Source organism: Lactiplantibacillus fabifermentans DSM 21115, from assembly GCF_000498955.2.
GTDB classification, from domain to species: Bacteria; Bacillota; Bacilli; order Lactobacillales; family Lactobacillaceae; genus Lactiplantibacillus; species Lactiplantibacillus fabifermentans.
In genome coordinates, this window is sequence record NZ_AYGX02000155.1 from 1 (window position 1) to 25,074 (window position 25,074).

Genomic DNA, 25,074 nt, shown 5'->3' on the forward strand with positions numbered 1-25,074 from the left:
AAAATTCGGTTTTGCGTGGGTTTTTACGATTTAGGAACTAGTTATGTCACAGCTCCATTTTTAGACATATTCCGAATAGTTGCTGTGGACAATCGTCTTGATTAGCGAGTTGTCCACAGTGGATAACTTTTATAATTCTAATTCAGCCAATTGCTTCAGACCAGCCACAATTGAAGACCGCGAGAACGCACCAGCTTTAAGCTCGTCATCGTTCAGCTGGTTCAGCGTGTCATAAAACCAGACGCCCAGCTTCATAAAGTCTTGTTCCGGTAACGCATATTGTAGTTTCAATAAGCGCTGGGCCCCCGCCGCATATTGCTGCTTGGCAATCAAGTCTGCTAGTTCCGCTTGATGTGGCAATTTCTCAGCTTGAGCTTGCGGAAAGACAATCGCAGTCTTGCCACTTTTACTTCCATGAGCCAGTACATATCCCAGTCCATCAGCAAAAGCATGCAATTGGCGCATGATCCAATCACTTTCGTTTTCCACAATTTCACCTTCTAACTGTTAATAATCGGCCACTCGTCAATGACTACTTTTCAACACTTTTAGCCCAGTCCCCAAACGTCGTGGCGACTAAATAGATAATTAAGCCATAAGCCAACCCATTCAAAAATAACGAGTTGACCGTGGTAGCTAGCAAAATAGTATATAACATGCTTAATCCAGCAGCGATAATAATTCCCAACAAAACAATGGTTAAACGATGTTTTGACATAGCCCGTCAGCCCCCATTCGAATATCGGTAGTAACGAATCTGAATACCGGCATAATACCACGACAACATGTTAAAAATAACCACTTTTTTGGCAAGATAGTGTTAAGATTTCACACTTTTTGTAAATATTCCGTTAACCTAGCACGGCAGCTATTACCACAACCGCCTAACCATTATTTTACCCTTTCTGAGAACCAACCATAATGATACGGTTGACTGATTATTACTCAAATCGGTTATCACAACGCAAGTCCATAACACACCTCAACCTGCCAAAAACGAGCAGCCCCAACTTGATGAATGCGACATTTATTGCTGCTTAACTGAATTCAGCAGTTGGCTGCGAAAAAAAAGCCAACCAACAGAGTTGGCTGACTTAATCGTTGTATGCTTATTTGAGACCGTATTTCTTGTTGAAACGATCGACCGCACCATCGGCTTTGGTGAACTTTTGTTTACCAGTGTAGAATGGATGTGAGTCTGAAGTAATTTCAACACGGATCAATGGGTAAGTGTTACCGTCTTCCCATTCAACAGTTTCTTCTGAAGTAGCTGTTGAACCAGAAACGAACTTGAAACCAGTCGTTGAATCTTGGAATACGACTGGATGGTAATCTGGATGAATTCCTTTTTGCATAATTATTACGCTCCTTTGCCCTGAATCATTTGCTGAAACAGAGATTATCATTGTTTTAAATCAACCTTTGTAGTTTATCATGTGTCAGAGCGTCCGTCAAGCCGGGTTAGGGACGAGCATTGCCTAGCTAAGGGCACAATGCGGTTTTTGCATTTTGTCATTAGCGTAGCAAGCGGAATCCCTTGGCTTGACGGACGCGTTTCAGCAAGTTTGCGGGCACTAGTAGCACCCACCCACTAAAACTAACTCAGCCCATCTCGCCATAGCTGTAGCAAGCGGAATCCCCTAGCTTGACGGACGCGTTTCAGCAAGTTTGTGATACCTAAATCTCTCACCGAAATCCGGCACCCAAGCCCTAACCGGCGCTACCGATCATTATTCCGGCGTGGGCGGCGGGCACCACCGTTGCCGAACTTCACCCCCGCCAAGTCATGTAAAAACTCAGTGTTGTTGTCAGTGTGCTTTAAGAATTGTAACAGTTGTTCGGTATACTCCAGCGCATTGCCGGTCATTGACCGGCGAATTTGCCAGACGGGTTCTAAGTTTTGACGACTGATCAACAGTTCTTCTTTCCGGGTGCTCGATTGTTTCAAATCTAGCGCCGGGAAGACACGGCGATCGGCCAGTTCGCGTGATAGTTGTAATTCGGAGTTCCCAGTTCCTTTGAACTCTTCGTAAATCATATCATCCATACGACTACCCGTATCCACTAAGGCCGTCCCCAGAATCGTCAAACTACCGCCTTCTTCGATATTCCGAGCGGAACCAAAGAAACGTTTCGGTTTATAAAACGCGGTGGGGTCCAGCCCACCGGACAAGGTCCGACCACTGGATGGCATCACTAAGTTGTACGCCCGGGTTAACCGGGTAATCGAATCGAGCAAAATAATGACATCTTGCTTATCTTCCACTAACCGTCGCGCCCGTTCCAACACTAATTCAGCGACGCGGACGTGATTTTGGGGTTGTTGGTCAAACGTTGAGCTGACCACTTCACCTTTAATCGAGCGTTCCAAATCCGTGACTTCTTCGGGCCGTTCATCAATTAGTAACATAATTAACTTGGCATCCGGATAATTGGTCATAATCCCGTTAGCGATGTTTTTGAGCAACGTCGTTTTACCAGCTTTGGGTGGCGCCACAATTAAGCCCCGTTGGCCAAAACCAATCGGCACAAACGTATCAATTAACCGCGTCGACAAAATTTGTTTAGTCGTCGAAAGTTTGATTTGCCGCTTCGGATATAACGGCGTTAACGCTGGAAAATGGGGCCGTTGTTTCGCCTCATTCGGGTCTTTACCGTTAACCGTTCCGACGCGCATCAAGCCATAATAACGTTCATTGGGCTTCGGTGGGCGCGCTTGCCCCGCGACAAAGTCACCATTGCGCAAGCCAAACCGGTGGATTTGCGATTGGGAAATGTAAATATCTTCTTGCGAAGGACCGTAGTTAATTGGTCGTAAAAAGCCGTAGCCTTCTTGACCGATGATTTCCAGGACCCCTTCCATTTGGACGAAGCCCCGTTTTTTATCTTGTTCTCGTAAGACCGCGAGTGAGAGTTCCTTTTTATTCATTTGTGAATAGTACGGAATCTTATAGTCGCGCGCATACGTATATATCTCCTTGAGCGTTTTTTCCTCAAGGTCATGCATCGTTAAAATTTTTTCCATATCCACTGCTCTTTCTCAGTTCAGCTGCTCAAAAATGCCATGGCCGAAAAAGCCACCGCCATAATCGGTCGGTGACCATCTCCAGTCGTTTTCAGCCACACTAAAAAATCTTATTCCGGCACTTGTTCGTCGGCGGCAATATCCACATCAGCACCTAGGCTGTGTAATTTATCAACCACGCGGTCGTAACCCCGTAAAATATTGTCAGCGCGTGAAATTTCAGTGGTACCGGTGGCACTCAAGCCCGCAATCATCAATGCCGCACCAGAGCGGATTTCTCCCGCTTCAACATGCGCACCTTGTAAGTGTGACGAGTGACCAACCACAATCAAGTTATCTTGGACCCGAATATCGGCGCCCATCTTCTTTAATTGGGCAATGTGTTGCGTCCGCTGTGGGTAAATCGTATCAATTACGACACTACTCCCATCGGCATGTAACAATAATGGCGTAATTGGTTGTTGCAAATCAGTTGCAAAACCAGGATACGTCGCGGTTTTGACCCGAATTGGATTCAATTCACCAACCCGCGGTACAAAAATACTATCTTCGTTAATTTGTAAATCAACGCCCATTTCAAGCATCTTGGACGTGAACGATTCCATATGTTCAGGAATGACATTTTTCAATAAAATGCCGTCCCCAATCGAAGCGGCTAAGGACAAGTAAGTCCCCGTTTCGATGCGATCAGGAATAATCGTGTGGGTCGCCCGTGAACGCAATGAATCGACGCCTTCAATCCGGATGACGTCAGTTCCGGCGCCACGAATCTTGGCCCCCATGTTATTCAAGAAAGTTGCTAAATCAATAATTTCTGGTTCTTTGGCGGCATTTTCGATACTCGTCGTACCATGCGCCTTAACAGCGGCCAAAATAATATTAATAGTAGCGCCAACTGACACGACATCTAAGAAAATTCGCGCGCCGTGCAAGCCTTCAGAGCCCGTCGAAATAAAGACCGAGTCGTTTTTTTCAACGACGTTGGCCCCTAATGCTTTAAATCCTTTAATGTGTTGGTCAATGGGACGTGGACCGATATTATCGCCGCCGGGGAACGTGACCGTGGCCCGGTTAAAGCGCCCTAATAAGGCCCCCATGAAATAGTAAGATGCGCGCAGGCTTTTAATTGCGCGACTTGGTAATTCGGATTCTTCAATATGAGTTGGATCAATCGTTAAAACATCATTTTCAAATGTGGAATGGACATTCATCGATTCCAAAATAATTTGTAAATTGTGAACGTCTAAAATGTGCGGAACCGTATCGAATTGGACCGGAGTGTCTGCAAGAATCGCAGCAGGAATCAGTGCGACGGTACTATTTTTTGCGCCACCGATCGTTAATTCCCCAGAAAGTCGTTTTCCGCCATGGATAATCATTTTTTTCATAACATAACTTTCCTCGCTAAATAAGTGTCACACTGTATCATACAATCATTAACCATAATAAAGAATGTCATGCAAAAAAACAACCAATATCAGGAAACTGTAATCTTTTTGAACAAGAAATTCTTGTACTTAACTAATTTAACCGCTTTCATCGTCAAATCACAAATTTTTGGTCACCAACTCGTCAAAAAAATGCGTCCAAGCAAAGTTGCTTGAGCGCATCAATTAACATTTTCAATTAAGCTTGGGCGGTCGGATGATGACCAAAGATCCGTTCTTTAATACGAACAGCGGTTGGTGTCGCAGCTAGGCCACCTAACCCCGTCTCCCGCAAGGAATCTGGTAAGTTTTTACCAATCTTATCCATGGCCACAATGACTTCATCAGCGGGAATCTTATTCGTACAACCAGCTAAGGCCATATCAGCGGCAATTAACGCATTGCCGACCCCAATCGCATTGCGTTTAACACAGGGTAATTCGACGAGTCCGGCGACCGGGTCGCACACCAGCCCCAATAAATTGCTAATCGCAATCGCTAACGCTTCGGAACTCTGTTCGGGCGTGCCACCAGCAATGGCAACCGCTGCCGACGCGGCCATCGCCGACGCACTGCCGACTTCGGCCTGACAACCACCCGTCGCCCCGGCAATCCCAGCATTATTTGCAATAATCATGCCAAAGGCGCCGGCCGTAAATAAGAACTGAATCATTTGGTCCCGATTCAAATCTAAGCGGTCTTTCAGCGTGAATAACACGCCCGGCAGCGTCCCGGCGGAACCAGCCGTCGGCGTCGCGCAAACAACGCCCATCGCCGCATTAACCTCACTGGTGGCCACGGCATTTTGCACGGCTTCCATCACGGTATCGCCCGCCAGCGTGTGGCCTTTTTCGCGATACTTTTTCAGTAGCACCGCTTCGCCACCCGTTAAGCCGGTTTTTGAATGGACCCCTTCGCCCGCGGCGCCTTTTTCAATGGCCGCGGCCATCACATCCAAGTTGCGGCCCATCGCTTGCCAAATATCGTCGCGACTCGCATGGGTCACCGACATTTCCTGGGTTATCATTAATTCATAGATTGGTTGTTGCTTCACTTGCGCAGCGGCAACTAATTCTGAAACGTGCATATACATTTAGCTGACCCCCTGCAAATAAACTAGTTGGCCATAATCGGCGGCCAATTTTTGAACTTCGGTATGTTGTAATTGCCGATCCAAATCATATTCATACAAATTATGATCTTCAGCTTGGTAGTGCTTTTGGTCGGTCACTTCAGTTAATTTTGATAATAGCTTGGTAATCATGTGATGGTCGGCTTCACTGCCGGGCACGAGTAAAATGGGTAACGGCCCTCGCGGCTTAATATCAAAGCCATCCATCTTAATTTCACGAATCTCAATCGTCCCACCGCCAATCGAACAACCAGCCACGACAATTGATTTTTGTTGATTTTTCAATTCAATAATCGCGGTATTGGGATGATGAATGGGGCTGGCTTTAACTTCCGCAATAAACGTCATGTTAATCCCGGCGTCTTGCGCCAGTTTAATGGCGTACGGCACCCGCGCGTCATCGGGGGCAAAGCCCAGAATTCCACTAATAATCGCATAGTCGGTCCCATGACCTTTGTGCGTCTTCGCAAAGGAATCGTAATAATGAATGACAATATCGGTCGGTTTGGTTTTAAAAATACTATGCGCCGCGCGACCAATCGCACAAGCCCCCGCGGTATGCGAACTTGACGGGCCAATCATGACGGGCCCAATAATATCAAACACACTTTTATAATTTACGGTCATTGCAAATTCCTCCTATTGACTCATCGCCTAGCGACGACATCAATCAGGGTTTCAACCCTCGCCAACCCCATTAATCTAGTTATGACAATTATAACTGCTATTGGCGAATATAATTGTCCCACCAATTCAACTTTTAATCATTAGAAACCCTAGTGAAATTCCACCGTTTACCTAAGTAAATACTGGCAAAGCCGTTAATTTTTATCATTTTGCGGAGGGCGTTTGGCCGCCTCCAGCGATGGGGGTGCGCGCTGTGGGGCAACCCTGTCGAGCCAAAGGGCGGTCTCGCCAGGCGCTTGGCTGCCTCGCAAGGCCTGCGAGTCAACCAAGACGGCCCATGTTCTAAGCGAGCAAACAACGCTCACTAAGAACATCGACACAGCGCACACCCCCATCGCTTCCGGCTAAATTCCATAAATTAACGGTAGCTCTCTCATAAATTATTTTGGGTAATCCCAGCGTTTAATTAATAGTGGCTAATTTAGTCGTTTTTCGACCATTTTTCAAGTTGTACCGAGTAATTACTAACTTTTGTTTGAAAATCATCTTGAAAGCGGCCATTTGTTAAGGCAAATAAGTGAGTTACCCAATAAAAATTTTGATATAACGTGCTTAACAAACCAAATACGAATCACTTGAACATAGCTTCAACTCGCCGACCTCTTCACAATGTCCAGCTGACCATTATTCTCACGGTTTGTCGAGCCTCACCAACTAAACTCAGCTATTCCATTCAAAAATACTAGCCATTCCCAAAAAACACGTCAGCGTTAGCCGGTCGCCAGTTGTCAGACGCTGTGTCGATTCACTTAGTCAGCGTTTTTGGCTGGCTTAGTGAATGAGCCGTGTTGGTAGACTTACGGGCTTGGTAAGGCTGCCAACCGCCCTCAAGACCGCCTTTTGGCTTGAGGTCTGCTCCACAGAGCCTGGCAACTGGCGACCGGCGGCAAGCAAGCAAAAAAAGACACCGAAGCCATCAAGCTCCAGTGTCTTTCAGAAAAAATCCGTAATTATTTAGCGGTACCAGTTTCGTTGGCGGCATCGATGAAGGCTTTGAATAACCCTTCTGGACGATTTGGCCGTGATAAGAATTCTGGATGGTATTGGCAACCAACGAAGAAGCGTTTTTCTGGTAATTCAATCACTTCAACTAAGCGGTTGTCAGGCGAAGTCCCTGAGAAGACTAAGCCTTTCGCCTTCATCGCTTCGCGGTACTTGTTGTTGAATTCATAACGGTGACGGTGACGTTCCATCACAACTTCTTCGTTATGGTAAGCCTTAGCTGCAACGGTGCCGGCTTTCAACTTGCAAGGGTAAGCACCTAAACGTTGGGTCCCCCCCATGTCTTCAACATCTTCTTGGTCAGCCATCAAATCAATAATATTGTCTGGCGTGTTTGGATCGATTTCAGCGGAGTTCGCATCTTTCAAACCTAAGACGTTGCGGGCAAATTCAACACTGGCCATTTGCATCCCTAAGCAAATCCCTAAGAATGGCACGTCATTTTCACGGGCATACTTGATGGCCGTAATCTTGCCTTCAATCCCCCGGTCGCCGAAACCACCAGGAACTAAGATACCGTCCGCATCGCCTAATAATTCTTGGACGTTGTCTTCGGTAACTTCTTCAGCGGAAATCTTCTTCAAGTCGATATCTGCATCATCCGTATAACCGGCATGCTTCAAAGCTTCGGTTACGGAAATGTAAGCATCTTGTAACGCCACATATTTCCCGACTAAGGCAATCTTGATAGTCCGTGATAAATGTTGCACGTGATGTTCAAGTTCAACCCAGTCGCTCATATCAGCCTTAGGTGCGTTCAAACCAAAGTGGTCGATGACGATTTGGTCCATGTTTTGTTTTTGCACATTCAATGGAATTGAATAAATCGTCTTAACATCTAAGGATTCAATCACGGCTTCTGGTTCCACGTCACAAAATGACGCAATCTTGTTCCGCATTTCCCGGGTAATTGGTTGTTCTGTCCGAACGACCAACATGTTTGGTTGAATCCCATAGCTCCGTAATTCCTTAACTGAATGTTGGGTAGGCTTGGTCTTCATTTCACCAGCGGCCCGTAAGTAAGGAATCAACGTCGTATGGATGTAAAATACGTTGTCAGAACCTAAGTCACTCTTCATTTGGCGTAAAGCTTCGATGAATGGTAATGATTCGATATCACCAACAGTCCCACCAATTTCAGTAATCACGATGTCGGAATCCGTTGTGGTCCCGGCCCGCATGATTTTTTCTTTGATGGCGTTAGTGATATGTGGAATTACTTGCACCGTAGCACCTAAGTAATCACCCCGACGTTCCTTTTGCAGAACTTCTGAATAAATCTTACCGGTCGTGACGTTTGAATACTTATTCAAATTAATATCGATAAACCGTTCATAATGGCCGAGGTCCAAGTCGGTTTCCGTACCATCGTCAGTAACGAAGACCTCACCGTGTTGGTAAGGACTCATCGTACCAGGATCAACGTTGATATATGGGTCAAACTTTTGAATGGTGACTTTTAAGCCCCGATTTTTCAATAAGCGGCCTAATGATGCAGCGACGATCCCTTTACCAATTGACGATACAACGCCACCAGTTACAAAAATATATTTGGTCATGTGATAACTCCTTAAAGATTTATTTCGTGGGGATGGATAAAAATAAGAAAACTCCCTATTCCAGTGAATAGGGAGCTTGATTACGTTCGTTTGTCTCTGATAAAACTACCAGAGAGCCCAAATAAGATAATACAAGGAGATTTAACATTCGTCAAGTTAAATCAGCCAACCACTTATTTGTTTTCTTCGTCGTCTTCTTCGTCATCGTAGTCATCATCATCGTCATCATTTAATTCTGACAATTGACCTTCGATGCCGTCTGGTAACGTTTCGTCAGCGGCGTCATCATCCGAATCATCTACACCCGCAAGTTCATCGTACTTGCTGCTGGCAGAATCGTCGTCATCATCATCGTCGCTGTTCGCGTCATCATCATCTTCATAGTTGTCATCGTCTTCGGGATCATCATCGTCGTAGTCGATAACATCATCGTCATCCCCAGCGTCAGCTAAGAAAGCATTAACTTTCTTCCGCTTTTTACGCTTAGGCCGATCTTCGTCTTCTTCATCATCGGTATGGATAACGGCTTCGTCAATGGATTCAAATGGGTACCATGCACGCAGGCCCCACATATTGTCACCGAGCGAAATGAAACTACCGTCAATGTTTAAATCGGTATAAAATTGTGATAAACGCTCCCGAATTTCTTCGTCGCTTTTACCTAAATATGATTGCACAGCGTTGGTCAAATCGGCAAACGCCATCACATCACCATGTTGTGACAAGATCGCATGGGCAACCTCGATTAAAGATAATTCGGACTTCTTTTGTCCATCAAATTGTTTTAGTTCCAAACTGGTGCACGTCCTTTCCACAGTTTACAGTTCATCATACCAAATCAGGCCGTGAATTGCAATCGCAACTTGTAGTTACCAATCAGTTGTTCGCCCGCGTATAAGTCGTAATTAATATTGACTTCGCCGGAAAATGGGCGCTCCCGTAAACGCACTTGTAATAATGGCGTCACCGTTTCAACCGGCAAGACGCCCATCGGTGTGCGGTACCGGGCTTGGACCCGTTTGCCGTTAGCAAAGTGTAGACGTAACCGATTCTCGGCGCTACGCGTTAACACCACATCGCCATTAGCTGCGAGTTTAATCGTCACGGGAATCGGTTCAGCGGCGCCATCACTAACTTCTTTGTAGCGTAAATAAAAGGCATCGCCCATCTGCACGAGTTGTCCATCCACATCTAAAGCATAATTGGCGGTATCACCGTCTTGAACCGCCTGCGTTTCCAAATGAATGGCGACCGGTACCCCGGTTGTTAAATCATCCATGCTAAAATCCTCCTTCTAGGTCAGCGGGGCCACGCCGACCACGTTGCAGTCTTCTTTATAATTATAAGCCATCTCTATGAAAATAACTAAAAATACTCTCATTGGCAGTATTCAAGTATGGACTTGCCGCTGCCAACTGACCGTAATTCCAGCCGCCTTGGGGACCGGGTCAAGCCTGAGAAGCGGTCTTGACCCTCGCTTTTGAGCCTAAAAAAACAAGTCTCAAAAGTCGTCCGTGGTGTAAACGAGATTAAAAACCAATCCCGTTAACGCCACCGGCATGGCGGCTTCCATTACGGTCAGCTGGCAGCTAGATGGCTATTTGAATCATAATCGTGCGTCTATCATTTTGTGGTTATTACTGTCCTGAGCATTGATGACTGCGGCGCACCTGCTATGGCAACAACCATAGTCTTTCTGCACATATTGATTATTTAGAATTCAATTCAGGATTAGCCAGCCATTGCATACCAGCTAATCGTTAATCATCAAAATTTTCCCAACATTTTGATGAAAGCAGCCGACTTACCAATTGACTGTACTTAGCAGTTGGCGAGCCGAAATAGCAACCCAATTTAGTTGGGGGTCAGTGATAATGGAAGTCGCCGTGAAAGTGCCGTTAGTTCGGTGTGATTTTCGCCGAGCTTACGGCACCGACATCTTTGAAGATTGGCGGGTTTGGCCGAGCTTCAAAGCGAGGTTCGCGACCGCTTCTCAGGCTCGGACCGGTCGCCACGGCGACTGGAATTATCGCTGACGCCCAACGACAAACTGCCACTAACCATATTCAAGCGTGCGATGGAATTACGGTCAGCTAACTGCGGCAACCACTACTCAAGTTCATTCAAACTGCAATCAAATTCATTACAATATCATCAAAACTTGGTAAAACCCGGGATAAGCTCTGCGATTCCACGCTATTTCGAGTATAATTAAGTTTGTAACTGATTTTGCGAGGTGAATGACTTTTGACGACTCCCACAACGGCAATTTTGACTCAACACTACCAACCTGAAGAAATGTTGGATAGTTTTGCGTACATGAATGCCTTATTGACCTTGACCGCCGACTTACAACAACCCCTAGTCCACTTTTGGACGTTACCGCAGACGGTTATTTTAGGGTTGCTTGATCAAAAATTACCGCAACTCTCAACCGGCTTAACGGCGCTCCATCAAGCGGGCTATCAAACGTTATTGCGTAATTCGGGCGGTTTAGCCGTTGTGGCCGACACGGGCGTCTTGAACATTTCTTTGTTTTTGCCAGCCCATCGCGCCGACTACTCCATCACCGCCGCTTACGACTTAATGACGACGTATGTCCAAGCAACTTGGCCGAACTTGCCGATTGCAACCGGTGAAATTACCCGCTCATATTGTCCGGGCGACTATGATTTGAGCGTCAACGGGCAAAAGATTGCTGGGATGTCCCAACGGCGCACAGCGGATGCGTTGGTCATTATGTTATATATTAGCATCGATGGCGACCAAGCCCAGCGGAGTCAACTCGTCCGCCAGTTTTATACAGCGAGCCTCGCAGGCCAAACAGATGACCGCTTCCCGGATATCGACCCCGCCGTGATGACGACAGTCGCCGCCGCTTTAGGTCAGCCTTTGACGGTCACGCAAGCCATCGACCAGTTCACCACCACTTTAAAACAACACGGCGACCTCGACTTTAAAAAGTTGCCACTATTAACTGAAGAACCTGAATTTCAAGCGCATTTAGCGCAGGCTTATCGCCAAATGCAACGGCGGCAAACGCGGTTGCATTAATCGAACGGAGGAATGCATTTGTCATACGGTGACCAACTTTTACCCATGGAAAAAGTCTTACGTGACCCAGTCCATGACTACGTTTATATTCAACATAAAATCATTTTAGATTTAATCAACACTTCGGAATTCCAACGACTCCGACGCATCAAACAACTCGGGACGACTTCGTTAACATTTCACGGGGCCGAACATTCCCGGTTTGGCCACTGCTTAGGCGTATACGAAATCACGCGGCGCATCTGTGACATGTTTGCACGGAACTATCCGAGCAAAACGCCCGGCGATGGTGGTTGGGATGACCACGAACGGCTAGTAGCCTTGTGTGCCGCGTTATTACACGACATCGGCCACGGCCCTTATTCACATACCTTTGAACACATCTTTCACACCGACCACGAAGCTTTGACCGTTCAAATTTTGACCTCACCAGATACCGAAGTCAATCAAGTGTTACGGCAAGTTTCACCAGAATTTCCGAGCCAAGTCGCCGCTGTTATTCAAAAAACGTACCCGAATCCACAAGTCGTCCAAATGATTTCTAGTCAAATCGACGCCGACCGAATGGATTACTTATTACGCGACTCTTATTACACCGGGACGGACTACGGTAATTTTGATTTGACCCGGATTTTACGGGTCATGAAGCCGTATCAAGGTGGCATCACCTTCGCGATGGAAGGCATGCACGCCGTCGAAGATTACATCGTCAGTCGTTTCCAGATGTACATGCAAGTTTATTTCCATCCCGTTTCACGGTCGATGGAAGTTATCTTGGACCACTTGCTTGAACGCGCTAACGAGTTATACCAAAATCACAGTATTAACGCCGAAGCCACGCCGCACATGTTATTGCCGTTTTTCAATAATGACTTTACGTTACACGATTATTTGCGCTTAGATGACGGTGTGCTGGATACGTACTTCAATCATTGGCGTGACAGCAAGGACCAGATTTTAGCCGATTTAGCGACCCGCTTCTTGGACCGCCGTCCGTTGAAATCTGCGCGGCTGACCGAACAGACCCAATCGTTGTTGCCAAAATTACAACAACTCATTGAACAAGCTGGCTTTGACAGTCATTACTACACTGCCACTAACGACAGTTACGACTTGCCGTACGATGCGTATGACCCAAAAATGAAAAAGCCGCGGACCCAAATTGAATTAATGCAAGAAGACGGCTCACTCGTTGAGTTATCGACGGTTAGTGACCTCGTTCGTGCCATTACCGGGAAAGTTTCCGGCGACCGCCGCTTCTTCTTCCCAAAAGAGATGCTCAGTGACCAAATTGATTTATTCAATGACGTCAACCAAGCCTTTCAAGCACACATTCAAAACGACCGTTTGATTTTATAATTTGGAGGAATATTTTTTATGGCAATCAAATTAATCGCCATTGATATGGATGGCACGCTGTTAAACGAACATAGTCAACTCAATCCTGCGACCATCGCCGCGATTCACGCGGCGCGCGATCAAGGCATCAAAGTCGTCTTATGTACTGGCCGACCGCTCAGTGGTGTGGCGCCATTCTTAGACCAACTCGGTATTAGCGGCGACGACGAATACGTGGTGACCTTTAACGGTGCCATGGCGCAAACCGTTTCTGGCCAGATTATGACGAGCTTGACGTTGACCCATGACGACTATATCGACATTGAAGCCTTGAGTCGCAAGCTCAATATTCACTGTCATGCCGAGAGCGAAGACCACATTTATACAGCCAACCGTAATATCAGTCCTTACACGGTCGGTGAAAGTGCCCTCGTACGGATGCCGATTCGTTACCGGACACCCGAAGAAATGCCGGCCGACTTGCCCATCGTCAAGTGTATGTTTATCGATACTCCTGATAAATTAGGCGCCGCCATTCCACAAGTTCCCGCAGCGTTCCACGACCGTTTCTACATTGTGCAGTCCGAAGCTTACTTCTTAGAACTCATGAACAAGCAAGCTAGCAAAGGTCGGACCTTGAAAGTTTTAGCTGAACAACTGAACTTAACCGCCGATGAAGTTATGGCGATTGGTGACCAAGGCAACGACTTGACCATGATTGAATACGCCACGCACAGTGTGGCCATGGGCAATGCCATTCCTGCCATCAAGGCCGCTGCTAAATACGAAACTAAGACGAACCGTGAAGACGGTGTCGCCCATGCGATTACCACTTGGGCTTTAGTATAAGCCCTATTTCAAAACGCCCGAACTAACTCGTAAACATCAGTTAGTTCGGGCGTTTTTGGCAACCAACCGTTAATCTGAACAGTCACCGGCCACGCGGGTACCCGCTTGTTCAGTTGAACAAAAAAAGTAGCCCAACATCGCGGTCAGACTACTTGCATCACTTACTATTCAAAATCACCAGTGGTGGGATCTTCAGTTGTGACATTGCCACTGGTTGGATAATACCGATACGTGTCCGAAGTACTCGTATCGCTGTCATCGGAAGAACTAGTCGCATAAGTCACTTTAATTTGATAATACGAACTCGTTCGACTCGTAATTTCAAATTGGTCACCACTCGCAAACGTAATCCCAGCGCTCTGCTTGAATTGTTTCAACGCTTGCGCATCCGTCAACGAACTACTGCTACTATTGCTAGTGCTCGTTGCCGAACTCGTCGCCGTTGAATCTGAACTCGCTGAACTACTACTGCTGTCGACACTACTACTGCTAGTGCTATTTGTTTTCGTCGTACTCGTGCTATCACTGCTAGACGAACTCGTGCTCGTCACCGTCGAGCTAGTACTACCCGTACTGGTCGATTGCGACGCTTCATAGTTCATAATCGCTTGTTTCATACTTAACGCTTTTTGCTGTAACTGTTTGATGACGGGATGTACCGCACTCATATTGTCCAACTTATCAATATTACGCTTAGCTGAACTCAACTCGTGCATGCTTAACTCATCACGTGCAGTATTATAATAACCATTCGCTACTTTTACTTGTTGATATTGATGGTCCAATTTGGTCCGCGCAGCGATAAACGTTGCGTCAGTCGTGCCTTGATAATTCATGAGCGTGGTAAAGTAACCTTTGGCAGCGCTGAGTTGGTTTTTCGCCAACGCATCCGCGGCCCGTTCATAATATTTTAAGCCCGTTGCTAAATTCTTAACGGCGGCACTCGGCGTTTTGACCGTCGCGAGTGTGGCTTGCGCCGCAGCTATTTTCTGGTGCGAAATCTGTTGATCGGCCTTGGTTAAAACTGTTCCGGCATCGCTAGCTGACGAGGTCGTTTGACTCGTGTCAGCCGATGTCGCGTCCGTACTTTTCGCACAGCCTGTCAAGGTGACTAGTCCGAATAGGATGATCACTATCAGCCCAAAATGCGGTCGATGTGCATGATCCACGGCAAATCCCTCCCTTTTAACTTCACCCATTATAACATTAACCTAAAAAAATTAACGCATTTAATCGTGGGCATTACTTCAACTTAAATTAACCTTACCAACCAAGCGCCATATAATAAGCTTAATAGTATCACAGCCGTCAAGTTCGACCAGCGGTACATGACAATCAGCGCCAAGTACTCGCGGAAGATGGCAAACGGCGCGTAATACCACGGGGTCCGGGCGCCACTGCCGTACATATTTAACCGTAACCGGCGCGCTAATAAATTGGCGCGTAACACGTGATAATCGCTGGTGACCATCACCGCCCGGTAACGTGGCAACCGCTTGACTAACACCGCGTGCGAAAGCTTTAAATTTTCCGCCGTGGAAGTCGACTGATTCTCTTCCACAATGGCTTCACGAGGTACGCCAATCGCCACTAAATATTGGCGCATGGCGGTACTCTCAGCCATTACCTCATCGGCACCTTGACCACCAGAAACGACGATGGTTAGCGGCTGGTGCGTTTTAACCCGTTGTTGATGATATAGCTTAGCCGCCGCTTTCAACCGGTAACTCAACGTCCGGGTTGGCCGACCATCGGGCATCAAGCCCGCTCCGAGCACAACAATGGCATCGATGGGCTGCCGTGGTCCCATTCGGGTCGTCACCCACGCCACCAAATAACCGATAAAACTGAAGATGAAAAAGCCCGTCAGTAGTAAAGCTAACCCTAACAATTCCCATAGCCAATTCAGGTGCCACGACCAAATATTTAATGCCGCTAAAACTAACATCGCGACGAGCAAAACGCCGACGATGGCCAACAAACTATAATGCAGATGCCAGCCTTCCTTACGAATCAGCCGGTAACTGTAGCGCACAAAGCTAATCGCCACAAACAGGACCACTAACGGTAACAGCACGTTAACCACTAATTTGACGCCGACGAAGATAAACTCCCACAGCGCACTCGCTTGGGCGCTAAAGGCTTGGTAGCCGGCCACTCCTAACAAGATTACTGCTAGCAATAACAAATGCCCGGTCAGCCACCGGCGTCGGTCGGTTAACTGTAACGTGACGGCACTCACAAGGGCCAAACTGCCCCAATAAAACCAATCCATTTAGTCACCCCCTTCAACTACTCTATCTCTATTGTAATCATTATCAGTTGGTAATGCAGTAATTCGACTTTTATTGCGGATGTTCCGTTTTGCTTTCCGCCAACTAAGGCAATCACTACTTTTTGGAATAAGCGTTCAAGTTGAACGACATCACGCTAAAAAAAGCCGTTCAGTTGGCAAGCCAACTGAACGGTTACAGTTAAGTATTTAGTTTTCTTCGTTGTGGAAACGGTTCTTAAATAATGGACTAACTGGTTTGTTTTCATGAATGAACTTGATTGCTTGACCCATTAATTGGCCAACTGAAACTTGTTCAATCTTAGCGATTTGTTTTTCAGCTGGTAATTCAATCGAGTCGGTCACAACTAATTTCTTAATTGGTGACTTTTCAATCCGTTCAATCGCTGGACCAGAAAGTACTGGATGAGTACAACTTGCGTAAACTTCAGTTGCACCGGCATCCATCAAGGCTTGGGCCCCTAAGGTAATCGTCCCAGCCGTATCAATCATGTCATCAATCATGATGGCCCGTTTGCCCTTAACATCACCGATGATGTTCATCACTTCAGCCACGTTGGCGCGTGGACGACGCTTGTCGATGATGGCAATTGGGGCCTTCAAGAATTCAGCTAATTTACGAGCCCGGGTAACCCCACCATGGTCAGGTGAAACGACAACGGCGTTTTCATCTAAGTGGTGTGTGAGGAAGTAGTCAGCCAACAGTGGCGCACCCATCAAGTGGTCCAATGGAATATCGAAGAAGCCTTGGATTTGAGCGGCATGTAAGTCCAATGCTAAAATCCGAGTTGCACCGGCTGTTTCGAGCATGTTAGCAACTAACTTAGCAGTGATTGGTTCCCGTGAACGGGCTTTACGGTCTTGCCGCGCATACCCATAATAAGGAATAACCACGTTAATGGTCTTAGCACTAGCGCGCCGTAAGGCATCAATCATAATCAACAATTCCATTAAGTTATCGTTAACGGGTGCTGACGTTGATTGAATAATGTAAACTTGATCCCCACGAATACTTTCTTCAATGTTAATGCGAATTTCGCCATCACTAAAGCGATCAACTGAAGTCTTACCTAATTTAACCCCAACGGCTTCAGCAATCTTTTCTGCCAATGGTTTATTTGAATTCAAAGCAAAAATCTTTAACTTTGGATCAAAATACTGTTCTGACATAATTTCCTCCATTCGAAAATTTATTACTTACTAAATAATAGGCATTTTACCCTTGAAAATCAAGCCCCCTTGTAAGGGTCAAATTGCGTCAGACTGGGATGGAGGCGGGTATTTCGGGTTTTTAACGGGCTCAAAACCAATATATTAAAGTTTCGTGAGTTGCTAATTCGTTAATATTCGGAAAAAATGGCGAAAAACCCGGGTGAACTTGGTAGCGCTGCCAGATTGTTCGTGAATACTTACATTTAGTATGCAAAAAGACTCGCAACCACTTGTTGGCAGTTACGAGTCTTTTTAGTGTTCAGAAACGTTTGCTTTTGTAAGTTCAATTTAACACTGATTTTCATGACTTGCTATGCTACTCAGCCACAATTCTAATTAGCATTGTATAGGGATTAATCATTACTCTGCTAACTTGCCGAAACGCGTGAACCAAAGCTGAGAGCTGTGCTTGCTACGCCAATCGGCCAATGCACAAACCGCATTAACCGCTTGGCTAGGCAATGCTCACTCTCAACCCGCTTTGGTTCACGCTCTGTTTTTTACATATTTTCCGGTTCGTGTGGCAATCTCTTCCAAAAATCTGGCTTATTCGTTTGCCGTGAACGGGCAATTGCCATGTCGTGGAAGTTTACATCGTCGGTGATGGTTGAACCCGCTGCGATGAAGGAATGGTCAGCGACTTCCACTGGCGCAATAATGTTGGAATTGCTGCCGATGAAAGCGGAGTTGCCGACATTCGTGTGGTGCTTGTTGACACCATCATAATTGATGAAGACGACCCCACAACCAACGTTGATATCTTCGCCTAACGTGGCATCGCCAACGTAAGTCAAATGGCCAACTTTAGTCCGGTTACCGATTTTAGCTTTTTTAACTTCCACAAAGTTACCTAAGTGAACGTGTTCGCCAATTTCAGCTTGGGGCCGTAAATGACTGTATGGGCCGATGTTGCTGTCAGCATGCATGATGGAATCTTCTAAGAATGATGACGTGACCGTTACCCGGTCTTCAATCGTCATGTCATGGATTTCAGAATGAGCACCAATTAAGCAATCTTCACCAATCGTCGTATTACCTTTAATCAAAACACCAGGTTCGATAATCGTGTCGGCCCCAATTTTAACGCCAGCATCGATATAAGTATCTTCTGGATTAATGATGGAAACCCCATTGGCCATGTGTGCTTCGTTGATGCGCTTTTGCATCACTTTCGTTGCTTGAGCCAATGCGGAACGCGTATTAACGCCCATGGATTCATCAAAATCAGACATCCGATAAGCCGCTACCACGTCACCTTGGTCTTTCATAATTTGAATGACATCAGTTAAATAGTATTCGCCTTGCGCATTGTCATTCGTGACTTGATGTAACGCCGCGAATAATTTTTGATTGTCGAAACAATAAACACCCGTGTTGATTTCATGGATTTCTTGTTCTTCTTTCGAAGCATCTTTTTGTTCAACAATTTTTTCAACAATCCCTAGATGGTTACGCACCACGCGACCATAGCCTTGAGGATCGGGTGCTTCGGACGTCAAAACCGTCCCCGCAGCCCCTTTAGCTTGATGATATTCAAATAATTCTTGGAAAGTTTCTTCGCGGAATAATGGCGTATCACCACTGACGATTAACGTCATGCCGTCAGCATCCTTTAAAAGTGGTTCAGCTTGTAAGACGGCGTGGCCCGTACCGAGTTGTTCAGTTTGTTCAGCATACTTGGTCCGGTCACCTAAAGCTGCTTCAACGTCTTTGGCACCATGACCAACAATGGTCACGATGTTATCCATCGAAGTTGCTTCAACTTGGGTCAACACATGGTCGACCATCGACTTGCCGCAAACTTTATGCAGCACTTTGACTAACTTGGATTTCATCCGGGTCCCTTTACCAGCGGCCATGATGATTGCATTTTTGGTTGTCATTACAAATTTTCTCCTTAGTCTTCAGATAAGTCAATCATACCAAAGTTTCGGATGGTTGACACAGTTACTTAGTCTTCGGCGCCAAACACCTTTTCTAAGTAATTGCCGGGTACCACTTTGATGTCTTTTTCGCTGTCATTGACACTAGTGACCGTCAATAATGACGTGTAATCGTCAATCAAGCGGTTACCGGCAAAAGCAGCTTCCGCAAAGACAGTGATGCCCACTAAATTCGCATCAAATTCTTCAATCAACGTCTTCATCCCGTTGATCGTGCCGCCGCCCTTCATGAAGTCGTCAACGATTAATACGTTGGCGCCTTCACTCAGGCTACGTTTCGATAATTCCATTTTTTTGATGCGTTCTGAAGAACCGGACACGTAGTTAACACTAACGGTCGAACCTTCGGTAATTTTGGAGTCATTGCGCACAATCACGAATGGCACGTTCAAGTAAGTCGCGACGCTTTGCGCAATCGGAATCCCTTTAGTGGCCACCGTCATGACGGCATCAATTTGTTGGTTCAAGTATTGCGTGGCAATCACCCGACCCACTTGGCGTAAAATTTCTGGTTGGCCCAAAATATCTGACAAATAAACGTAGCCCCCAGGTAACACCCGGCTACCATCGGCCACTTTAGCTGTCATTTCATCAATAAAGGTTTGTGCTTCTTCTTTTAAAATGTAAGGAATGAAGCGCGTCCCACCAGCGGCGCCCGGAATCGTTTCCAAAATCCCCGTTCCGCGTACTTGGAATACCTTTTTCAAAATCGTTAAATCTTCACTGATTGAAGACTTCGCTGATTCATAACGTTCCGCAAAAAAAGTTAGTGATACTAACGTATGGGGACGTTCCAACAAATAGCGCGTCTCATCAATCAATCGTTCGCCTCTGCGTACTTTCATCTTTCCACCTCAACCTAATTCATCTTTTTAAAGTCCATGCAAAATGATAACACAAACGTTCGGAAATTAGGTAGCTTTTTGCTATATTTTTAGTAAACAATCGGAATTTCTTAACATTTACTGCTATTTTTTTGAATTGACGGGAAATTATGGGGTAAATTGAGAACAATTAATTTAGAGTGGTCAGGTCGGCGGGTAGTGACCGAGCATAGCCTAGTTATCACCCTTATTCGGTGGGGTTTCCGGATAAGGGTGATAACGTAGCTAAGCGGAGGTCACTGCCGACCTGACCACGTTTCGGCCACAAAAAAAGCCCTAGAACCAAAGTTCCAAGGCAATCAACCGACCTAAGCCCCAACTCGTAACCGTTGGAAACCCAGCGCTGCAAAATAAAACAAACATTCAATTGAAGCAATAAAGAAACTGACCGGTAAATTGGTCACATAACTCAAGTACAACCCGAGCCAAACACCAATCAACGCAAAGATGATTGATAACCCAATCATCTTGCTAACCGTATGCACGAAATAGCGAGCGGCCGCAGCCGGCAACGTCAATAAGATAAAAATCAACAATGACCCAACAATTTGAGCGGCAACACTGACACTCATCGCCACTAACACTAAGAACACCACCGAAATCGCCGTGGTCCAGAGTCCACTGACTTTGGCGCCAATCGCATCGAACGAATCAAACTTCAACGGTCGATATAACCCGAGCATCACCAGTAAAACAATCCCGGACAATACGGCCACACGAATCACGTCGGCATGGGCAATCCCAATGACACTCCCAAACAAAATGCTCGTCGCGTAACTCGAAGTTTGGTTAGACAGCGATAGGAATAAAATCCCAAGTCCGATAAACAAAGCTGAAATTGCTGAAATTGAGGCTTCACGCCGGGATTGTTTGACACTCATTTGACCGACAATTACGGAACTAATAACGGTAAAAATCAACATCCCGCTCAAAGCGGTCCAGCCCATGAAAATTCCAAAGGCGGCCCCAGCAAACCCGATTTCAGACAACGTATGCGTCAAGAAGGATAAGTTCCGGGCAATGACAAACACGCCAATCGTCCCACAAATAATAGCAATAAACGTCCCTGCTAAATAGGCGTTTTGCATAAACGCTAAACTAAACATTGGTTACCTCCTTCAGTTGTTCAATCGACATGTCTGCCATGTCGCCAAACTGTTGCTCCCCTGGGCGTAATGCCAAATAATGTTTCGCATATTTTTTCGCCAATGGTAAATCATGGGTCACAAAGAAGACGGTAATATCACTAGTTTGGTTCAAATTCTGAACTAAATCTAACAATTCATATTTCATTTCATTATCTAAACTGGCCGTTGATTCATCCAAAATCAACAGTTTCGGTTGTTCAACAATCGCTTGGGCCAAGTACGCCCGTTGCTTTTCGCCCCCGGACGCCATCCCTAATGGTCGTTGGGCGATTTTTTTCACATTGGTCACTGCCATAGCCGTCCGCACTTGTTGGTGTTCAGCTTTCGTCAACCATGGTAGCCAGCCATGCACGTTCAAACCGACAAAATCTTCAATCGTTAATGGATATTCTTGGTCCAAATTCCGAAATTGTGGGACATAGCCAATCTTAGTGGCCTTTTTATTCGGAAAATACTTAATCTGACCAGAAGTTGGTTTCAACATGCCGAGCAAGGCCCGAATCAAAGTTGTTTTTCCAACCCCGTTTTCACCGATGACCGTGACAAAGTCGCCACGATCAATCTTAAAATTCAAATCCTCAAAAACTTGGTTATTGGGAAACGCGATCCCCAAGTGCTCAACGGCAATTAAGGGTTCCGTCATATTTTTGCCCCCGTCTCTCTCTTATGGTAAATAGTAATGATTACTGTTTTAGTTTACCTGAATTCGATTATTTGTCAATAGTAGAGTGGCACCCCCGGCGTTTAGCTCCCGAGCATAGCCTAGCAAGTGACATTAGGCGGTGCCCTTTCCGTTTAATGTCACTTGCGTAGCTAAGCGGAGGGCGCTGCCGGGGGTGCCGCGTTACAACTATATAACTAGGAAAGCTTTAGCCATGGGCATTGCATGGGGGGCTTTCCCATGTGATGACCGTGACGTAGCTAGGTGGCCGGTGCTATCGGGGGTGCCGCGTTTCAACTATATAACTAGGAAAAGCCCAACTCTGACATTACAAAGGCATTTTTCAAACAATCAAAAAACTACAATTTTGAAAACTATGTAAATAACAACCACTATTACTGATAGTACCAAACAAAGTAAGATTAACGACACCAATAATTGGACGCGATTTTCGTAATCACAACCAAATAGTATTCCATTTTACTGATTGTAAGCACAATTCAGTTGTGAGTCAGTTGCAATGAAACCTACTAAATTAGCGTGGCACCATTATTATCAAAAAAGCAATCTAGCTGCCAGCTGACCGTAATGGAAGCCGCCATGCAGGTGGCGTTAACGGGATTGGGCTATATCCCGTCTACACTACGGACGCCTTTTGAGACTCGGGTTTCAGGCTCAAAAGCGAGGTTCAAGACCGCTTCTCAGGCTTGGACCGGTCCCCATGGCGGCTGGAATTACGGTCAGCTGGCAGCGGCAATTTCAGCCCCAACAACATTGAAACAAACTCCAGGCGGCACGTTGCAACGAAGAAAAACAGTCAAAAAAAAGACGGCTAAAATCAGCCGTCAAACATGCCCTACGATTCAACTTCTTCTACCGGTTCAGCGGCCGCGACAAAGCGGTCAACTTGTTGTTGATAGTTCAAAAATAAACTCGTAAATTTGCTATCACTGCTTGCATCCCACGGTTTCGGCGTCCCACAATAGTGGAGCAATACCGTATGTTGCATGACCCAGTGAATATCATGTTGGGTCAAATTACGCGTCTGGTAGATCAAATACTTACGCGTATCATAATTCCAGACTTCTTCGTCAATCTCTAAAATATCGTTACCGTATAAGAAATTCAGAATATCCTGGTCTGGTAAAATTAACAAATCGCTATATTTTTCAATCGTCGCCGTAATATCTTCAGCGTTGATTTTTTCCCGCGCCTGGTCAACGTCAATGACTAATACGCCAGAATTAAAGTAACTCGTAGTCGTCCCTAAGCGAATCTTGTTCACGCTATCGACTAAGTTCGTCACACCACGATGAACGGCGGCCGCCAGCATCTTGCCACCTAAGTCCAATTCCCATAATGGTCGAATCTCATTAATCACCACAATATCCGGGTCTAAATAAATCACACGATGGACCGTGGCTGGTAAGATTTGGCCACATAACAAACGAAAATACATTTCTTGGGGATAACGCTCAATCAGCGGCGTTTGCGCCACAAAATCTGGTGTCACTTTCACATTACTCAAGTCCCAGCCAAACGCCGTCGTCAGTTGTTCGACACTCGCGACTTCGGCCGGAGTCATCTCGGCATGCACGAGCCACAAATGAATTTTTTCAGCCGGATTGTTTGCATGTAACGACCACAACATGACTTTTAACGGCGGTAAATAGCCGGCATTCAGCGTGACTAACACATTCATTTCATCAGCCATCTCGACACCTCCGCTTAGTTTAACCCAACTTGTTCAGTTAAAAATTCGTTAACCACCGCTTGGTAGCGGTCGGGATGCGTGCGAATCGCCTGAACATGCCCGGCATCCGTATCAATATATAAGCCCTTTTGTTGTGGGAGTTGTTCATACAATAAGTGCGCATTGCGAACGGGCACCGTTTGGTCACGTGTCCCGTGAATCATTAAGATTGGTAAGCCGCCCACTTTGACTTGTTGTAAAATTTCGCCATCGCTAAAAGCATAGCCAGCATTATTGCGCGCAATCCGGTTGGCCATCGGCATGATTGGATAAATCGGCAGATGGAATTTATGACTCAAACGGAACTTCGCTTCATCATATAAATTCGCATAGCCACTGTCTTCAATAATGGCTTTAACATTATCTGGCAAGGGTTCGCCACTAGTCGCCATGACCGTCGCCGCGCCCATCGAAATCCCCATCATTACGATGTCAATATCGTCACCAAGCTGATTTAAGGCCATTGCCACCCAGCGTTCATAGTCCAGGCGATCGAGCCAACCATACCCAATCGTATGACCTTCAGAATCACCAAATGCGCGGGCATCCGGCATCAAAACATCATAGCCTAAACTCATAAAAATCCGCGCATACGGTACCATTTGCTCGCGTGAATGCCCTAAGCCATGCGCTAAGATCGCCAAGCGACCGACATGGTGTTGGTTGGGAATATATGTCGCAACCAAGTTCAGGCCGTCAAAAGTTTGCATTAACCATTGTTGCTTGGGTTGTTTTTCATACCAAAAGTTTTCAATTTCAGTATTTTCTGACCGTGACAAATCTTGGCCATGGCGTTTTTGTTCATCGCTCACGTGCATGGCAAAGTTATACGCCACCATGCCACCCATTAGGGACCCGGCATACGTCGTCGCCCCCACGACCCCGGCTAATTTCAAGCCTAATTTTGTTGATTGCTTCATCAAACCCACCTCATTTCACTTTAATTTAACCATACCTACCACCATTTGTGCATAATTAACCATTTTCATTTCAATTTTCTTAACTTGTTGTTATTTGCCACCTACCTGCGAACTGACAAAACACTAAAACATGCCAACCATTGTAAGCCAAAGCACGACCTCACCAGTTGAACTTGGCCGAGGTGCT

General features: G+C 46.0%; 23 protein-coding genes. 4 read left to right on the plus strand and 19 right to left on the minus strand.

The window, feature by feature from the left end:
- Window positions 1-129: 129 nt before the first annotated feature.
- The 10 genes from DY78_RS12780 to DY78_RS12830 form a co-directional block, all read right to left on the minus strand.
- Window positions 130-489, minus strand: coding sequence for a DUF6483 family protein (locus DY78_RS12780; RefSeq protein WP_024623930.1), 360 nt, complete (start codon window positions 487-489; stop codon window positions 130-132).
- A 43-nt stretch (window positions 490-532) separates the two neighbouring features.
- Window positions 533-718 (minus strand): hypothetical protein, encoded by a 186-nt coding sequence (locus tag DY78_RS12785; protein WP_024623931.1) that lies wholly within the window; start codon window positions 716-718, stop codon window positions 533-535.
- Between the two features lie 391 nt (window positions 719-1,109).
- Window positions 1,110-1,355, minus strand: a complete 246-nt coding sequence (locus DY78_RS12790) for a type B 50S ribosomal protein L31 (protein WP_024623932.1) — start codon at window positions 1,353-1,355, stop codon at window positions 1,110-1,112.
- A gap of 365 nt (window positions 1,356-1,720) precedes the next feature.
- Complete coding sequence (gene rho, locus DY78_RS12795; RefSeq protein WP_024623933.1) at window positions 1,721-3,025, minus strand: transcription termination factor Rho; 1,305 nt, start codon at window positions 3,023-3,025, stop codon at window positions 1,721-1,723.
- Between the two features lie 110 nt (window positions 3,026-3,135).
- Window positions 3,136-4,413: a UDP-N-acetylglucosamine 1-carboxyvinyltransferase gene (locus tag DY78_RS12800; RefSeq protein ID WP_024623934.1), complete on the minus strand. Its 1,278-nt coding sequence runs from the start codon at window positions 4,411-4,413 to the stop codon at window positions 3,136-3,138.
- 238 nt (window positions 4,414-4,651) lie between these two features.
- A complete protein-coding gene (sdaAA, locus tag DY78_RS12805; RefSeq protein ID WP_024623935.1) occupies window positions 4,652-5,545 on the minus strand; it encodes an L-serine ammonia-lyase, iron-sulfur-dependent, subunit alpha in 894 nt (297 codons plus the stop codon).
- Window positions 5,546-6,211, minus strand: coding sequence for an L-serine ammonia-lyase, iron-sulfur-dependent subunit beta (gene sdaAB, locus DY78_RS12810; protein ID WP_024623936.1), 666 nt, complete (start codon window positions 6,209-6,211; stop codon window positions 5,546-5,548).
- Window positions 6,212-7,221: 1,010 nt separating this feature from the next.
- On the minus strand, window positions 7,222-8,832 hold the full coding sequence (locus tag DY78_RS12820; RefSeq protein WP_024623938.1) for a CTP synthase: 1,611 nt from the start codon (window positions 8,830-8,832) through the stop codon (window positions 7,222-7,224).
- Window positions 8,833-9,005: 173 nt separating this feature from the next.
- Window positions 9,006-9,626 (minus strand): DNA-directed RNA polymerase subunit delta, encoded by a 621-nt coding sequence (gene rpoE / locus DY78_RS12825; protein ID WP_024623939.1) that lies wholly within the window; start codon window positions 9,624-9,626, stop codon window positions 9,006-9,008.
- 44 nt (window positions 9,627-9,670) lie between these two features.
- A complete protein-coding gene (locus DY78_RS12830) occupies window positions 9,671-10,111 on the minus strand; it encodes a YwiB family protein (RefSeq protein WP_024623940.1) in 441 nt (146 codons plus the stop codon).
- Between the two features lie 595 nt (window positions 10,112-10,706).
- Between DY78_RS12830 and DY78_RS16215 the strand changes: the two genes are divergently transcribed.
- The 4 genes from DY78_RS16215 to yidA all read left to right on the plus strand — a co-directional run bounded on the left by DY78_RS16215 (window position 10,707) and on the right by yidA (window position 14,073).
- Window positions 10,707-10,868, plus strand: coding sequence for a hypothetical protein (locus DY78_RS16215; protein WP_156093391.1), 162 nt, complete (start codon window positions 10,707-10,709; stop codon window positions 10,866-10,868).
- Window positions 10,869-11,079: 211 nt separating this feature from the next.
- Window positions 11,080-11,886, plus strand: coding sequence for a lipoate--protein ligase family protein (locus DY78_RS12835; RefSeq protein ID WP_024623941.1), 807 nt, complete (start codon window positions 11,080-11,082; stop codon window positions 11,884-11,886).
- A gap of 18 nt (window positions 11,887-11,904) precedes the next feature.
- Window positions 11,905-13,245 carry an HD domain-containing protein gene (locus DY78_RS12840; protein ID WP_024623942.1) on the plus strand — a complete coding sequence of 447 codons (1,341 nt, stop codon included), beginning with the start codon at window positions 11,905-11,907 and terminating at the stop codon, window positions 13,243-13,245.
- 18 nt (window positions 13,246-13,263) lie between these two features.
- Window positions 13,264-14,073 carry a sugar-phosphatase gene (yidA, locus tag DY78_RS12845; RefSeq protein WP_024623943.1) on the plus strand — a complete coding sequence of 270 codons (810 nt, stop codon included), beginning with the start codon at window positions 13,264-13,266 and terminating at the stop codon, window positions 14,071-14,073.
- Window positions 14,074-14,237: 164 nt separating this feature from the next.
- Here yidA and DY78_RS12850 read toward each other — a convergent pair whose 3' ends face one another.
- The 9 genes from DY78_RS12850 to DY78_RS12890 all read right to left on the minus strand — a co-directional run bounded on the left by DY78_RS12850 (window position 14,238) and on the right by DY78_RS12890 (window position 24,887).
- Complete coding sequence (locus tag DY78_RS12850; protein WP_024623944.1) at window positions 14,238-15,242, minus strand: hypothetical protein; 1,005 nt, start codon at window positions 15,240-15,242, stop codon at window positions 14,238-14,240.
- Between the two features lie 83 nt (window positions 15,243-15,325).
- Entirely contained in the window at window positions 15,326-16,348 is a 1,023-nt protein-coding gene (locus tag DY78_RS12855; RefSeq protein WP_024623945.1) for a YdcF family protein, read from the minus strand.
- A 207-nt stretch (window positions 16,349-16,555) separates the two neighbouring features.
- On the minus strand, window positions 16,556-17,536 hold the full coding sequence (locus DY78_RS12860) for a ribose-phosphate diphosphokinase (RefSeq protein ID WP_024623946.1): 981 nt from the start codon (window positions 17,534-17,536) through the stop codon (window positions 16,556-16,558).
- A gap of 542 nt (window positions 17,537-18,078) precedes the next feature.
- Window positions 18,079-19,461, minus strand: a complete 1,383-nt coding sequence (gene glmU / locus DY78_RS12865) for a bifunctional UDP-N-acetylglucosamine diphosphorylase/glucosamine-1-phosphate N-acetyltransferase GlmU (protein ID WP_024623947.1) — start codon at window positions 19,459-19,461, stop codon at window positions 18,079-18,081.
- 68 nt (window positions 19,462-19,529) lie between these two features.
- On the minus strand, window positions 19,530-20,366 hold the full coding sequence (purR, locus tag DY78_RS12870; RefSeq protein ID WP_024623948.1) for a pur operon repressor: 837 nt from the start codon (window positions 20,364-20,366) through the stop codon (window positions 19,530-19,532).
- A 347-nt stretch (window positions 20,367-20,713) separates the two neighbouring features.
- The gene (locus DY78_RS12875; protein ID WP_024623949.1) at window positions 20,714-21,511 is read right to left on the minus strand and encodes a metal ABC transporter permease; all 798 of its coding nucleotides are present in this window, start codon (window positions 21,509-21,511) and stop codon (window positions 20,714-20,716) included.
- The gene (locus DY78_RS12880; protein WP_024623950.1) at window positions 21,504-22,196 is read right to left on the minus strand and encodes a metal ABC transporter ATP-binding protein; all 693 of its coding nucleotides are present in this window, start codon (window positions 22,194-22,196) and stop codon (window positions 21,504-21,506) included. Before DY78_RS12880 ends, DY78_RS12875 begins: the two co-directional genes overlap by 8 nt.
- A gap of 874 nt (window positions 22,197-23,070) precedes the next feature.
- The gene (locus DY78_RS12885; protein ID WP_024623951.1) at window positions 23,071-23,928 is read right to left on the minus strand and encodes a glycosyltransferase family 8 protein; all 858 of its coding nucleotides are present in this window, start codon (window positions 23,926-23,928) and stop codon (window positions 23,071-23,073) included.
- A gap of 14 nt (window positions 23,929-23,942) precedes the next feature.
- Window positions 23,943-24,887, minus strand: a complete 945-nt coding sequence (locus DY78_RS12890) for an alpha/beta hydrolase (RefSeq protein ID WP_024623952.1) — start codon at window positions 24,885-24,887, stop codon at window positions 23,943-23,945.
- Window positions 24,888-25,074 lie beyond the last annotated feature (187 nt).